Genomic DNA, 13,502 nt, shown 5'->3' on the forward strand with positions numbered 1-13,502 from the left:
TCTTGAAGCCACGATAGAAGATCGTGGCTTTTTGTTTTTAAGTAAAATCAGATAAATGGCGATTATTTATAGATAAAAAATAGGCAACAAGGTAAAATAATGCCACAAATTTTGCGTAAAGGGTTTATTTTAAGTCAAAAATAATAAATTGCTTTACGCTTTTCTTTTCTAAGTTATTGAATTATTTATTATTTTTAAACGTTATGGCTAAATTACATATTACCACTTGGGGCTGCCAAATGAATGAGTACGACTCATCAAAAATGGCGGATCTCCTAAACTCTACTCACGGTTTTGAACTGACCGAAAACCCTGAAGATGCAGACGTATTGCTGTTAAACACCTGCTCGATTCGTGAAAAAGCACAAGAAAAAGTATTCTCACAACTCGGGCGTTGGAAAAACTGGAAAAAAGATAAACCGAACCTGATTATTGGTGTTGGCGGTTGTGTGGCTTCACAAGAAGGGGAGCATATTCGTGATCGTGCCCCTTATGTAGATATTGTTTTCGGGCCGCAAACTTTGCACCGTTTGCCTGAAATGATCAACCAAATCCGTGGCGGTAAAAGCTCGATTGTGGATATTTCTTTCCCTGAAATTGAAAAATTTGACCGCTTGCCGGAGCCAAAAGCCGAAGGCCCGACGGCATTCGTTTCGATTATGGAAGGCTGTAACAAATATTGCTCGTTCTGCGTTGTGCCTTACACCCGTGGTGAGGAGGTTTCCCGCCCGGTTGATGACGTATTATTTGAAATTGCCCAACTTGCGGCACAAGGTGTGCGTGAGGTTAATTTACTCGGTCAAAACGTAAATGCTTACCGTGGTGAAACTTTTGATGGCGGCATTTGTACCTTTGCTGAATTGTTACGTTTAGTGGCAGCGATTGACGGTATTGACCGCCTACGTTATACCACCAGCCACCCGATTGAATTTACTGATGATATTATCGAAGTTTACCGTGATACACCTGAATTGGTCAGTTTCTTACATTTACCGATTCAAAGTGGTTCAGACCGTGTATTAACAATGATGAAGCGTAACCACACAGCGTTGGAATACAAAGCGATTATCCGTAAATTGCGTGCTGTTCGACCTGAGATTCAAATTAGTTCAGACTTTATTGTCGGCTTCCCGGGGGAAACCGCAGAAGATTTTGAGCAAACAATGAAAGTGATCGAGCAAGTCAATTTCGATATGAGCTTTAGCTTTATCTACTCGGCTCGCCCGGGTACGCCTGCTGCGGATCTGCCTGATAATGTATCTGACGATGAGAAAAAAGAACGTTTGGCACGCTTACAGCAACGCATTAACCACCAAGCTATGCAATTTAGCCGTGCAATGCTTGGCACAGAGCAACGCATTTTAGTTGAAGGTCCATCTAAGAAAGATTTGATGGAACTCACAGGGCGTACAGAAACTAACCGTGTAGTAAATTTTGTTGGCACACCGGATATGATTGGCAAATTTGTCGATGTGAAAATTACCGATGTTTATACCAACTCGCTACGTGGAGATGTGATTCGCACCGAAGACCAAATGGGATTGCGTGTGGTGGAATCGGCAGAAAGCGTAATTGCCCGTACCCGCAAAGAAGATGATTTAGGCGTAGGCAAATACGTGGTTAATCTGTAAAAATTAAAGAAAAAATGACCGCTTGTAGGTATGTACAAGCGGTCTTTTAGTATATAATCGAATAAATGCTAAATCGTTTTAGCTTGGTGTTTTGTGACTAATTAAAGGTGTATGAGATGAGTAAGATTTGGGTAACAGGCGATGCGGTGGTGGATTTAATTCCCGACGGCGAACATCACTATTTAAAATGTGCCGGTGGTGCTCCGGCGAATGTTGCAGTAGGCGTTTCTCGTTTAGGGGTTGAGGCAGGATTTATCGGGCGTGTGGGTAACGACCCTCTGGGTAAATTTATGCGAGAAGTGTTACAGGCAGAAAATGTTTGCACCAAACAGATGATTTTAGACGCTCAGCACCGCACTTCCACCGTGATTGTTGGCTTAGATAACGGTGAGCGTAGTTTTACTTTTATGGTAAATCCGAGTGCCGACCAATTTTTAGAAATTGGCGATTTACCTGAATTTAACCAAGGTGATTTCTTACACTGCTGTTCTATTGCCTTGATTAACGACCCATCCCGTTCCACTACCATTGAAGGGATTCGCCGAGTGAAAAAGGCGGGTGGCTATGTTTCGTTTGATCCAAACTTGCGTGAATCGCTCTGGAAGAGCCTTGATGAAATGAAAACAGTGGTAAATTCTGTGGTGGCGATGGCGGATATTCTCAAATTTTCCGAAGAAGAGCTGACCTTATTAACCGAGACAGAAACTTTGGAACAAGCCACACAAGCTATTACCGCTCAGTATCCGGAGAAATTGATTATTATCACTCTCGGCAAAGATGGTGCAATCTACCATTTCAACGGAAAAAGCCAAGTCGTTGCCGGCAAAGCCTTGAAACCTGTGGATACTACCGGTGCCGGAGATGCTTTTGTCAGCGGATTATTAGCTGGTCTTGCTCAAACGCCGAATTGGTACGATGAAACTGCTTTGGTGGAGGTGATCCGCAAAGCGAATGCCTCAGGTGCTTTAGCGACTACCGCAAAAGGGGCGATGTCGGCATTACCGAATAAAGCGGAGTTAGACGCATTTTTGGCGGAATAATGTAATGATGGCGCAAGCGTCCACGCTTGTGCCTCATTTTTTACAAAAGGGTACAAGCGTGGACGCTTGCACTATCGTAATTTCTGAAATGACAGGAACACCCTATGCACATTTTCAACAACGGCAAATACAAAAGCCTGCACGCACAAAGCGAGGGCGAATTAAATGCACTTCGTCAAACCGTTTTATCCGACCCTGACTTTTACCCAACCTATCATCTTGCTCCCGAAACAGGCTTATTTAATGACCCAAACGGCTTGATTTTTGATGGAGAGAAATACCACATTTTCGCCCAATGGTTTCCTTATGGGGCATTGCACGGAATGAAGCATTGGCAGCATTTCATCACTACCGATTTTCAAACGTTTAGCAAAGGGGATTTGCTGATTCCCGATGAGCTGTTTGAATCCCACGGCTGTTATTCAGGTGGGGCGATTTTATGGCAAGATAAGATTGTCGCTTTTTACACCGGCAATACACGCCGCCCATCAGATAATGCCCGCATTCCTCACCAAAATATCGCGATTTTTGATAAATCGGGCAAATTATTGGAAAAGCGTTGCATTATCGACCAAGCACCGGCAGGCTACACCGAACACGTGCGTGACCCGAAACCTTATCTTACCGCAGAGGGCAAAATTCGTTTTGTGTTGGGGGCTCAACGTGAAAACCTGACCGGCACGGCGTTAATTTATGAAATGGATGATTTAAATGCCGCACCCCGTTTAATTGCAGAACTGGACGTTCACGATTTTGATAACAGCAATGTGTTTATGTGGGAATGTCCGGATCTGTTCTCACTTGGTGGTAAAGATCTGTTTGTGTGGTCGCCACAAGGCAAACTGCGTGAAAGCCATCAATTCCAAAATAACTACCACGCCACTTACGCACTTGGCGAGCTAAACGGCAACAGATTACGGGCAGAGCATATTGAAGAGCTGGACTACGGCTTTGACTTTTACGCACCGCAAACGGTGGAAAGTTCCGATCGCATTTTGTTTGGCTGGGTCGGCTTGCCTGATCTCACTTACCCAACCGATAAATATCAATGGCACTCAATGCTGACCTTGCCTCGTAAACTTTCCCTGCAAAACGGCAAAGTGGTACAAACCCCAATCGTGAATTTAGGCGAATTACAAGCGGTCGAAATATCAGAAAATTTTGCAATTGATGATTTAGATACGGCTTATTTACAAATTTCTGTGGAAAATCAACCGCTTGTATTGGATTTTTTCAGCAATGAACAGGGGCAAACGCTCAGTTTACGTTTTGAGAATGGCGTATTGAGCTTAGATCGTAGCCAAACCAAACAAACGGAATTAATGGAAAAATTTGGCTCGGTTCGCCATTGTAAAATTGAACAATTAGAGACAATCGAGATTTTCTTTGACCGCTCGGTGGTGGAAATTTTCGTAAACGGCGGAGAAAAAGTGCTGACTTCACGCTTTTTTATCGCTAAGCGTGAAAATGTCGTAAAAAGCTCTCGTCCGATTCAAGTGAAAGTAGCAAAAGTATTGCCAATTAGCGTAGAATAAAGCAATGGGCAGTAATGCCCATTTTTATGCTAAAAGGAGATAAGTGTGACTAAAAAACGCCTAACGCTCAGTGATATTGCGGAACTCAGCGGCGTATCTAAAACAACAGTCAGTATGATTTTAAATGGGCGGGGCAATGATTTTAGAATTAAGTCCGAAACCTGCCAAAAAGTGAAAGAGATCGCTAAAAAACACGGTTATCGTGCCAATGTATATGCAAAATCATTACAGGCTCAACGCACGAATGTGGTGGGTTTAGTCATTCCTGATTTAACTAACTATGGCTTTGCACTGACCTCTAAAACATTAGAGAAATTATGTCGTGAAAACGGGTTACAGCTAGTTATTGCTTGTTCTGATGATACCTTTGAAGGTGAGAAGAAAGCGATAGAGCGTTTATTAGACAGGCAGGTCGATTTGCTGATTACTGCCCCGACACACAATGAGCCGACTTATTACCAAAATGCGGCGCAATATACCCCAATGTTACAGCTAGACCGTTATATTAAGGGGTTGAATATCCCTTCTATCACCAGTAATGATGCACAAAGTATTAGTATGTTAGTTGAAAATATTGTGCGAGCTTATCATTTGAAAGAGTTTTTTTACTTGGGGGGGCAACTTTCGCTTTCGCCAAGTCAAAATCGGTTAAAAGGCTTTCGTGAAGGATTGGAGCAATCTCATTTGGTGTTAGATGAAAATTGGGTTCTACATCAAGACTATCAGCAGGAATCGGGCTATCAAATGTTCGCTCAGATAGTTGAAAAACTTGGCAGGCTCCCGGAAGCGGTATTCACAGCCTCTTTTACCCTACTTGAGGGGGTAATGCGTTATCTCACTGAACACCAACAAATGGATAAACTATTGACTCAAGAACTGCATTTAGCAACCTTTGATGATCACCATTTACTGAATGCACTACCTTTTCATATTCATTCAATTAAGCAAGACCATCAACAAATTGCCGAACGTACCTTTGAATTAATTCAGCAAAAGTTAGCGCAACAGAAAATAGATGACGTTAAAGTTGATTGTGAAATTTTATGGCGTAAATCCGTTTAAGACGAAATAGGAAAAGAGAAATTTATGGCACATTTTTACGAATATTTAGAATTTAACAGCGATGAAGATCGTGAAAACCAATTAGAAGTGTATGTGGACGTCAAACTCTCCACAGATACAGAAGAAAAACTGAAATCCATTGGTGTGCAAGGCGATTGGCTGGTAATGGCAGAGCCATATTGCCCCGATTGCGTGGAAATTATGGCTTATTTCCAGCGAATGGCAAAGCTCAATCCCAACATTAAGGTGAAATATGTGGCTCGCAAAGATAATCAGGAACGCAAACATTTTGACAGCGATGAACAGCAACAAGCGGTCATTTCTGCCCAAAAAATTCCAACTATTTTTGATATTCGTAATGGAAAAACGCAGGCAGTATTATCTGAATTTCCGCAATTTTTAAAAGCGAAAATGGCAGCGAACCCTGAGCAATTCGAGCAATTAAAAGCCGATTTTAGAATGGGGAAATTCGGTAAAGAGGTTGAGGCGGAATTATTGGCGATTTTACTGCACGCCAAATAAATTTTGCGAATTTAGACCGCGTTCATTGCGGAATTGGCGGAATTTCTGTATAATTCGCAATCTTTTTATGAATAAAACCGAATATATCTTTGGAGTAAATTTATGGCTCGTGTAACCGTACAAGAAGCAGCGGAGAAAATTGGCAACCGTTTTGATTTAATCTTAATTGCCGCACGTCGTGCAAGACAATTACAACTTCATACCCGTGAGCCACTTGTGCCTGAAGAAAATGATAAACCGACCGTGATTGCATTGCGTGAAATCGAAGAAGGTTTAATTACCACCGATATTATGGATCAGTTGGAAAATCACGAGTCTATTAAGCAGGAAGCGGCTGAGCAAGAGGCGATTTCATTTTTAACTGAAATGAGTAACGAAGCGTAATTTTATTTTTCGTAAATAGAGAATGGACAATTGGGTCTGCAAGCGGTAGGATTTTCCTCAAAATTTGCAAATTCGTTGTCCATTTTTATTTCTGTTGTTGAGGTATAACGTGTATCTTTTTGAACCTTTAGATCGAATTATTCAAGGCTATTTGCCACCCGAGCAGATTGAGCGTGTGAAACGTGCTTATGTGATCGCCCGTGATGCTCACGAGGGGCAAACACGCTCAAGCGGTGAGCCTTATATTACTCACCCTGTGGCGGTGGCATCGATTATTGCGGAAATGAAGCTTGATCACGAAGCGGTGATTGCGGCTTTGTTGCACGATGTGATTGAAGATACACCTTACACCGAAGAAGAACTGGCGGCGGAATTTGGACAAAGCGTGGCGGATATTGTGCAAGGCGTTTCTAAGCTGGATAAATTAAAATTCCGCACCCGTCAAGAGGCAGAAGTGGCGAACTTTCGTAAAATGATTTTGGCAATGACCAAAGATATTCGGGTTGTGTTAATTAAACTTGCCGACCGAACCCATAATATGCGTACGCTTGGTGCTTTGCGTCCGGATAAACGCCGCCGTATAGCGAAAGAAACCTTAGAGATTTATAGCCCGTTGGCACATCGCTTGGGAATAGAGCATATTAAAAACGAGTTGGAAGATTTAGGCTTCGAGGCAATGCACCCGCAACGTTATCGGGTACTGAAAATGGCGATTGCCAGTGCCAGAGGACATCGTAAAGAGCTAATTCAACGCATTGCCGATGATATTCGTGGTCGGTTAGAAGAGGTGCAAATTGAAGCCCGTGTGTATGGGCGTGAAAAACATCTCTATTCCATTTACCAAAAAATGCGCCAGAAAGATCAGCATTTTCACTCGATTTTAGACATTTATGCATTCCGTGTAGTGGTGGGAAATGTGGATAATTGCTATCGCGTATTAGGGCAAATGCACGCCTTGTATAAGCCTCGTCCGAAACGGGTGAAAGATTATATTGCCGTGCCAAAACCGAACGGCTATCAATCTTTGCACACTTCGATGATTGGCCCGCACGGTGTACCGGTGGAGGTACAGATTCGCACCGAAGATATGGACAAAATGGCGGATATGGGGGTAACAGCTCACTGGCGTTACAAAGAGGGCGAGTCGCACCATAACACGACCGTTCAACTCAAAGCCCAGCAATGGCTACAAAGTATTGTTGAATTGCAAAACAGTGCCGGCAATACAGCAGAATTTATTGATAGCGTTAAATCGGATCTGTTCTCTGACGATATTTTCGTCTTTACTCCGAAAGGGCGTATTGTTGAATTGCCAGCGAATGCTACCGCCATTGATTTTGCCTATGCGGTGCATTCGGGCATCGGTGATCGCTGTGTGGGTGCAATGGTTGATCGCAATCCATATCCACTTTCAGAACCGTTGCGAACAGGGCAGACGGTGGAAATCATTACCGAGCAAGGTAAACGTCCAAATGCATCGTGGTTAAATTTTGTAGTAAGTGGTAAGGCGAGGGCTAAAATTCGTCAATCGCTTAAAAATCAGCAGCACGATGAGGCGATTGCACTTGGGCGTAGACAGCTAGTTCGAGCAATGAATTTACGCTCACTTGATGAATTATGTTCAGAAACTATTCAATCCGTATTAGACGAGCTACGTTTATCAAGCTTTGAGGAGCTACTGGCTGAAATTGGTCTAGGTAACCAAATGAGTAATGTTATCGCTCAACGCTTATTAGGGGAGCCACTATTAATTGATACTGATGGTAATCCAGAAAATAATCAACCACTTAAAATTGAAGGGATTGAGAACCGCCTTATCAGTTTTGCAAACTGTTGCTTACCTATACCGGGTGATGAAATTATTGCTCACGTCAGTTCAGGTAAAGGATTGGTAATCCACAATGCTTGTTGTGGTAATGTGAAAGATTACGCAACAGAGCCGAGTAATTATTTACCTGTGGAATGGGAAATTGCCAAAGAAAAAGCGATTCAATTTGAAACTGAAATCGTACTGGATATTATCAATGAACCAGGGGTACTCGCGGGGATCACATCAACGCTTGCCAAATTAAATAGCAACATTGGCAGCATTAATAGCGAGGCAAGAGAAGGAAATATCTATCAAGTGAGAGTACAAATTTCTGTGGAAAATAAAGAGCATTCTGAGCTGATTCTCCGTAAGCTATTAAGTGTAAAAGGTGTTGTAAAAGCGGCCCGTAAGCAGTAACAAGCGGTAAAATTTTATCAGTTTTTTGCAATTATAGTCCTTAAAAGTACAGTATTGCTATTATTAATTGATGAAACCTTTTGACTTTAATCAGCTAAAATGTATAATCCCTTGCAATCGTGGCGTAGCCCCTGTCCCTGAGGTTTACTAAATGTAATCGACTTAGAGTGTCAAGCTACGTCCTTGCCTTTCTTAAAATGCCTTCAATTTTATGCCTACAAAACCACATAAAGAGTATCACGAATTAGTAGAACTACTCATATCTAGAGGAATGCTCATAAATGATAAAAGCTATGCAGAGAAAAAATGAGAAGGAAATCCCATTTTGGGTAATTACTGAAACCTGGGATTTTGGTGCATTATCTAAGTTTTACTCATTGTTAAATGGGCAACACCAAAGGAAAATTGCTAAGAAATTTAATGTAGAGTGAGAATACGTGAAAGAATTGGTTGAATGAAATAAACATTGTAAGAAACCTTTCTGCTCACCATTCTCGTATTTGGAACAGAAAATTTAGCGATATTGCTATTCCTAAGCTAGATGATCCTCGTTGGTCGAAATTTAAAAAAATGCAGCAGTATTTTTCAAACTTATCGCTGGATGGCAAAGCAAAGGAGAGAATTTTCGGAAGGGTAGCTATTCTGTGGTTTTTAGTTAGTCAAACCAGCACTAATTACCATTGGTTAGATAAGTTTGAAGATTTATTAAATGACTTCCCTAATTTACCGAATACAAAAGTAGAACTGATGGGATTTAACAGAGAAATATTAGAGAAAATAAAATAAGTACATTCCTATAGGGTGTAGATAAAAATGGGCGGATTTATTATCCGCCCAAATTGTATTACATCTTCGCTTCAATCAATTTCACTAAGGCTTTAATGTGATCGCCGTTTGCATTCAATGCAGGAATGTAACGATAAGATTCTCCGCCGGCGTGTTCAAAGTTTTCACGGTTTTCTTCCGCAATTTCTTCTAAGGTTTCCAAACAATCGGCAGAGAAGCCTGGGCAAACAATAGCTACTTTTTTCACCCCACGTTTTGGAAAACTTTCCAATGTTTCATCGGTATAAGGCTGTAGCCACTCTTCATTGCCAAAACGTGATTGGAAAGATAAATACCATTTTTCTCTTGGCAGACCTAGCTTTTCAGCCACTAATTCTGCCGTTTCTTGGCAATGCTTGGCGTAGAAATCACCTTCCGTTTCATAACGTTTAGGAATGCCGTGAAATGAAAATAGCAATAACTCGTCCGGTTTAACATCAATAGAGTTAGCTAATGCCTGAATATAAAGCGGATCGTTGTGATAACTGTGAATAAAATCAAACGGCACGATGTTTCGTTGTGCTTTTAAGCCGTTGGCGAATGCGTCAAACACCGAAGCGGTGGTCGTGCTGCTGTATTGCGGATAAAGCGGTAGCACAATAATTCGCTCAACGCCTTGTTTGATTAGGCTGTCAGTGGCACTTTCAAGGCTTGGGTTACCGTAAGACATTCCCAATTCCACCACCACATTTTTGCCTTTGGCATCAAAATAGCGTTGTACCGCTCGTTGTTGTTGCCGAGAAATCGCCAATAACGGTGAGCCTTCTTCGCTCCATACTGATTGATATAATTTTGCCACTTTTGGCGAACGTCTTGGCAAAATGATGCAGTTTAGGATTGCTTGCCATTTAAATTTTGGTAGATCGATCACACGAGGATCGCTTAAAAATTGCTTTAAATAACGCTTCACCGCACTTGGCGTGGGTTCATCTGGCGTACCTAAATTAGCCAGCAAAATACCTATTTGTTGGGGTTGATTCATTGTTCTATTTCTCATCAATAGTTAATATTTTTTCGATTATGCCACAAACCAATATAAATTTCTGCGATTATAACAAGCGGTCGTATTTTTCAAAAATTTTGCAAACAACCCGAGTTGTGCTTGGATTGTTTCTTGCTTTTTATTTTAATTGCCTGTAGAATTGCAACTCTTTTTTATGGTCCTTGTTTGGCAGAAACCATTTTATGCCAACTTTTTAAATTTTAGGTAGATAAGCAATGAAACGTACATTTCAACCATCAGTATTAAAACGTGCTCGTACTCACGGTTTCCGTGCTCGTATGGCTACTAAAAACGGTCGTCAAGTGTTAGCGCGTCGTCGTGCTAAAGGTCGTAAATCTTTATCTGCATAATTGCAGAACCAGCCAAAACACCTTTCTGATTAAGTGTGAAGAAGCTAAATTTCTCTCGGGAGCTACGTTTGTTAGCTCCCGTTCAATTTAAGGCGGTGTTTGAAGAGCCACTTCGAGCCAGCACACCCCAAATGACTCTTCTTGCTAGAGAGAATAATCTAGAAAATCCTCGTCTAGGCTTAACTGTTGCCAAAAAACATTTAAAACGGGCTCACGACCGTAATCGCATTAAGCGGATAGTGCGTGAAAGTTTTCGCCTCAAGCAACACGAATTGCCGAATTTCGATTTTGTATTTGTGGCAAAAGGCGGCATTGGCAAATTAGACAACGCAACGCTGTTTGAAACATTGGAAAAACTATGGTCAAGACACATTCGCCTGAGCAAAAAGCCGGCACAACAGAATCCATAAATCAGCCACCTCGTCTCAGCCTATTAGCCAAAATTCTATTGCTACCGATTTATTTCTATCGCTATGCTATCAGCCCATTGATTGGCCCACGTTGCCGATTTTACCCAACCTGCTCTACCTATGCGGTCGAAGCGATTAAAATCCACGGAGCAATTAAAGGTGGGTATTTAGCGTTTAAGCGTATTCTGCGTTGCAACCCTTTGAGTGAGGGAGGCGAAGATCCTGTCCCACTTTGTTGTAAAGGCAACTGCAAACATAATGATAAAAAATAGCCTAAACTCAATAAGTTAGGCTATTTTGTTTGATACAAACGGTCATTTTTAGTAAAAAATTTACTTGTGAGACTGATATTGAATAAGGCAATAATTCGAGTGAATTAAATGCTAAAGGAAGAACCACAACCACAGGTTGAGCTTGCATTTGGATTATTCACTACAAAACGTGAACCATCTAAGCCTTCGGTATAATCTACCGTACCTCCGATTAAATATTGCAGACTCATAGGATCAACCACCAAGCCTACATTTTGGTTCTCAATGGTAAGGTCTCCCTCATTGACTTGATCATCAAAGGTAAACCCATACTGGAACCCACTACAGCCCCCACCCGTAATATACACACGCAAGCGAAGATTCGGGTTCTCTTCGCCCTCAATTAAGCTTTTTACTTTACGTGCCGCCGCATCAGTAAAGATTAAAGGAATTTGAATATCGCTCATTTTGTTTTAGATCAAAATTTTACTGTGATTGGATATTATCTAATAATTACATAGGAAGTGCAATCTTAAAAAAGAGTAAATGAATGCAGTGGAAATAAGAAAATGATGTATAATGCTGTACAGAAACATGCAAATTTTAGAGGAAACTATGGCAGATTCAGTAAAAAGTCATGAGCAAAGCTCGGATGAGATTGATTTAATTGAGATTTTTCGTGCTCTATGGGATAAAAAATGGTGGATTGTTATAACAACATTCGTTACTACATTACTTGCCGGTATTTATGCATTTACTGCAAAAGAGCAATGGACGTCTAAAGCAACAGTTATTGCCCCTAAATTAACAGAGTTAGGCGAGTACTTAAATGTTCGCCGAGAGTATAATCGTATTTTGCGTGTAGAGCCTATTGACCCAAATGCATTATCTGTAAGACTATTCAACAATTTTAACCGATTAGCACAATCTCAAGATACTAAAAATGAATTTTTTATCACTTCCAATGTGTATAAGACGTTAGCTGAAGGAAAAGATGAGCAGGGGCAACGCACAGTTTTATCCAATTTGAGTAATGAAAATACCAGCTTTATTATTCCTGATCCTAAGAAAGAGCCTAATGCGATAGGTCGTACACTATCTTTTTCTGCAGAAACACCGGTAGAGGCACAAGATACTCTTGGTGAGTTAATTCAATTCATCAATAACAAAGCATTTACTGTTGAATTAGAAGATTTTTTAGTCGATTTCCAAAATGTGCTTACTGCATTACAATATGAAAAATCATTAATTCAGGAAGATTTATCTGTGAATAAGTCGGTTCAGTTGGAAAACTTAAATAAAGCCTATGAAACTGCACAAAAAGCAGGTATTAAAGAATATTCAAAAGCATTTAATCAATCAGATGCATCAAATATTGCAGCAGCTTTAAGTGATACTAAAATCTCCCTTTCTGATTCAAAATTAGCAGATAGTTCATATTTATTTATGTTAGGGGAAAAATACCTAAAGGCTCAAATTGATGTGGCTAATGAGAAAGGTGTTGTTTATCCACCACGTTATTATCAAATTGATTACCAACTTAAGCAACTAGAGCCGTTATTTGAAAAAACAAAGACAGTTAAAACACAAACTTTTAGTTACCAAGCTTCGCCGGATTATCCTGTAATAAAAGATAAACCTAAAAAGGTAATTATTTTATTAATAGGTGCAATATTAGGTGGTGTAGTATCAAGTCTTATTATCTTAGTTTCTCGCTTATTAAATCGTGGAAAAAGCTAAATGTTGCGTAATTTTATTCTTTCTATTTTCTTTAAAAGCTTTAATGAAAAGTTACTGATTGATATCCGTAAAATGCATAATTTTTTTAAACGTAAAGAAAGTAGTAATAAATATATAAAGCCTTTTTATATACTATTAGTCAATCATTATCATAAAAAAATTTATTATAAATATGCATGCGATATTACACCTAGTTGTCAATTAGGAAATATTGAATTTCGCCATCCTTTGGGTATTGTTATTGGTGGCAGTGCAGTTTTAAATGATGGTGTTATTATCCACCAAAATGTTACTTTCGGTGCTTTAAGGTTTAATCAAGAAAGGCGAGGTATAGATTGTAAACAAATAGTAGGTAAAAATACAATTATTTGTACAGGAGCAAAGGTCCTTGGTGATATCACTATCGGTGAAAATTGTATTATTGGAGCCAATGCAGTTGTAACTAAAAATGTGCCAGACAATTCTATTGTTGTTGGGTTTAATAAGATTCTTGAAAATAAGAGCTAAAAACGCACCAAATAT

The 13,502-nt window shown here is 40.3% G+C and carries 16 protein-coding genes; 14 read left to right on the top strand and 2 right to left on the bottom strand.

The genetic code is table 11. From position 1 onward, the window contains the following. Window positions 1–203: 203 nt before the first annotated feature. From miaB to ACJ7Z2_RS04220, 9 genes are all read left to right on the top strand, one after another. Window positions 204–1,631, top strand: a complete 1,428-nt coding sequence (gene miaB / locus ACJ7Z2_RS04180; RefSeq protein ID WP_409500884.1) for a tRNA (N6-isopentenyl adenosine(37)-C2)-methylthiotransferase MiaB — start codon at window positions 204–206, stop codon at window positions 1,629–1,631. A 116-nt stretch (window positions 1,632–1,747) separates the two neighbouring features. Next, window positions 1,748–2,671, top strand: coding sequence for an aminoimidazole riboside kinase (locus tag ACJ7Z2_RS04185; protein ID WP_409500885.1), 924 nt, complete (start codon window positions 1,748–1,750; stop codon window positions 2,669–2,671). A 104-nt stretch (window positions 2,672–2,775) separates the two neighbouring features. Beyond that, entirely contained in the window at window positions 2,776–4,206 is a 1,431-nt protein-coding gene (locus tag ACJ7Z2_RS04190) for a glycoside hydrolase family 32 protein (protein WP_409500886.1), read from the top strand. Window positions 4,207–4,251: 45 nt separating this feature from the next. After that, window positions 4,252–5,268: a LacI family DNA-binding transcriptional regulator gene (locus ACJ7Z2_RS04195; protein ID WP_409500887.1), complete on the top strand. Its 1,017-nt coding sequence runs from the start codon at window positions 4,252–4,254 to the stop codon at window positions 5,266–5,268. 24 nt (window positions 5,269–5,292) lie between these two features. Beyond that, complete coding sequence (locus ACJ7Z2_RS04200; RefSeq protein WP_409500888.1) at window positions 5,293–5,790, top strand: thioredoxin family protein; 498 nt, start codon at window positions 5,293–5,295, stop codon at window positions 5,788–5,790. A 102-nt stretch (window positions 5,791–5,892) separates the two neighbouring features. After that, window positions 5,893–6,174: a DNA-directed RNA polymerase subunit omega gene (gene rpoZ, locus ACJ7Z2_RS04205; protein ID WP_025216583.1), complete on the top strand. Its 282-nt coding sequence runs from the start codon at window positions 5,893–5,895 to the stop codon at window positions 6,172–6,174. Between the two features lie 109 nt (window positions 6,175–6,283). Continuing rightward, window positions 6,284–8,401, top strand: a complete 2,118-nt coding sequence (spoT, locus tag ACJ7Z2_RS04210) for a bifunctional GTP diphosphokinase/guanosine-3',5'-bis pyrophosphate 3'-pyrophosphohydrolase (protein WP_409500889.1) — start codon at window positions 6,284–6,286, stop codon at window positions 8,399–8,401. A gap of 293 nt (window positions 8,402–8,694) precedes the next feature. Next, window positions 8,695–8,832 (top strand): Abi family protein, encoded by a 138-nt coding sequence (locus tag ACJ7Z2_RS04215; protein ID WP_409501104.1) that lies wholly within the window; start codon window positions 8,695–8,697, stop codon window positions 8,830–8,832. Between the two features lie 19 nt (window positions 8,833–8,851). Then, window positions 8,852–9,187, top strand: a complete 336-nt coding sequence (locus ACJ7Z2_RS04220; protein WP_409500890.1) for a hypothetical protein — start codon at window positions 8,852–8,854, stop codon at window positions 9,185–9,187. Between the two features lie 58 nt (window positions 9,188–9,245). Here ACJ7Z2_RS04220 and hemH read toward each other — a convergent pair whose 3' ends face one another. Beyond that, window positions 9,246–10,208, bottom strand: coding sequence for a ferrochelatase (gene hemH / locus ACJ7Z2_RS04225; protein WP_409500891.1), 963 nt, complete (start codon window positions 10,206–10,208; stop codon window positions 9,246–9,248). Between the two features lie 236 nt (window positions 10,209–10,444). Here hemH and rpmH point away from each other — a divergent pair, with 236 nt between their 5' ends. The 3 genes from rpmH to yidD are packed head-to-tail and all read left to right on the top strand — an operon-like array spanning window position 10,445 to window position 11,261. Next, window positions 10,445–10,579, top strand: a complete 135-nt coding sequence (gene rpmH, locus ACJ7Z2_RS04230) for a 50S ribosomal protein L34 (protein ID WP_005599701.1) — start codon at window positions 10,445–10,447, stop codon at window positions 10,577–10,579. Between the two features lie 35 nt (window positions 10,580–10,614). After that, window positions 10,615–10,989 carry a ribonuclease P protein component gene (gene rnpA, locus ACJ7Z2_RS04235; protein ID WP_006249525.1) on the top strand — a complete coding sequence of 125 codons (375 nt, stop codon included), beginning with the start codon at window positions 10,615–10,617 and terminating at the stop codon, window positions 10,987–10,989. Beyond that, window positions 10,938–11,261, top strand: coding sequence for a membrane protein insertion efficiency factor YidD (gene yidD, locus ACJ7Z2_RS04240; protein WP_006249524.1), 324 nt, complete (start codon window positions 10,938–10,940; stop codon window positions 11,259–11,261). The genes rnpA and yidD overlap by 52 nt, the downstream gene beginning before the upstream one ends. A gap of 104 nt (window positions 11,262–11,365) precedes the next feature. On the opposite strand, the gene erpA is transcribed toward yidD, so the two are convergent. After that, window positions 11,366–11,707 carry an iron-sulfur cluster insertion protein ErpA gene (erpA, locus tag ACJ7Z2_RS04245; protein WP_126301656.1) on the bottom strand — a complete coding sequence of 114 codons (342 nt, stop codon included), beginning with the start codon at window positions 11,705–11,707 and terminating at the stop codon, window positions 11,366–11,368. Between the two features lie 148 nt (window positions 11,708–11,855). Here erpA and ACJ7Z2_RS04250 point away from each other — a divergent pair, with 148 nt between their 5' ends. Beyond that, on the top strand, window positions 11,856–12,980 hold the full coding sequence (locus ACJ7Z2_RS04250) for an LPS O-antigen chain length determinant protein WzzB (RefSeq protein WP_126301657.1): 1,125 nt from the start codon (window positions 11,856–11,858) through the stop codon (window positions 12,978–12,980). Further along, window positions 12,981–13,487, top strand: a complete 507-nt coding sequence (locus ACJ7Z2_RS04255) for a serine acetyltransferase (protein ID WP_195913503.1) — start codon at window positions 12,981–12,983, stop codon at window positions 13,485–13,487. It begins immediately after the preceding gene. The last annotated feature ends 15 nt before the right edge of the window (window positions 13,488–13,502 follow it).

Origin of the sequence: Mannheimia glucosida (assembly GCF_046267875.1) — a bacterium.
In the GTDB taxonomy this organism is placed as follows: Bacteria; Pseudomonadota; Gammaproteobacteria; order Enterobacterales; family Pasteurellaceae; genus Mannheimia; species Mannheimia glucosida.